This is a genomic window from Flavihumibacter solisilvae (genome assembly GCF_000814475.1).
Taxonomy (GTDB): Bacteria; Bacteroidota; Bacteroidia; order Chitinophagales; family Chitinophagaceae; genus Flavihumibacter; species Flavihumibacter solisilvae.
On record NZ_JSVC01000059.1, the window covers coordinates 1 to 686 of the forward strand.

1 pseudogene is annotated in these 686 nt (G+C 49.7%); it reads right to left on the reverse strand.

Annotation, left to right across the window (positions count from 1 at the left end):
• Positions 1-686: pseudogene (locus tag OI18_RS23415) on the reverse strand (hypothetical protein); the annotation flags it as partial.

Below are 686 nucleotides of genomic sequence, written 5' to 3' on the forward strand. Positions count from 1 at the left end.
TTAGATGCAGTAGCAGTTGTCTGTACCGGCGAAGTGTTCCAGCTGTAAGTAAATGGAGCGGTGCCGCCTATTACATTTACGGTAGCAGATCCCGTGGCTGTACCAAAGCAGTCAACATTATTACCAACTGTTGTGGCAGCCAGTACAGGTGGTTCAGTGATCGTAACCGTTGCCGTAGTGATACAACCCATTGCATCGGTAACATTTACCGTATAAGTTCCAGCAACCAGGCCGGTGGCGGTTGCACCGGTTTGTGCTGGCAGGGTGTTCCAGCTGTAGGTATATGGAGCCGTACCACCAGTAACATTTACAGTAGCTGATCCGGTTGCTGTTCCGAAGCAGGATACATTATTGAAGGAAGCAGTAGCATTCAGTACAGGTGGCTCAGTAATGGTAACCGTAGTCGTAGTCACGCAACCTGCAGCATCAGTTACTGTAACAGTATAGGTTCCGGCAGTAAGGTCTGTTGCAGTAGCACCAGTTTGTACCGGCAGCGTGTTCCAGCTGTAAGTAAATGGTGCGGTCCCTCCTGTTACATTTACGGTAGCGGAACCTGTTGCTGTTCCAAAGCACGATACATTATTACCAACTGTTGTGGCAGCCAGTACGGGCGGTTCGGTGATCGTTACCGTTGCCGTAGTGATACAACCCATTGCATCGGTTACAGTTACCGTATAAGTTCCGGC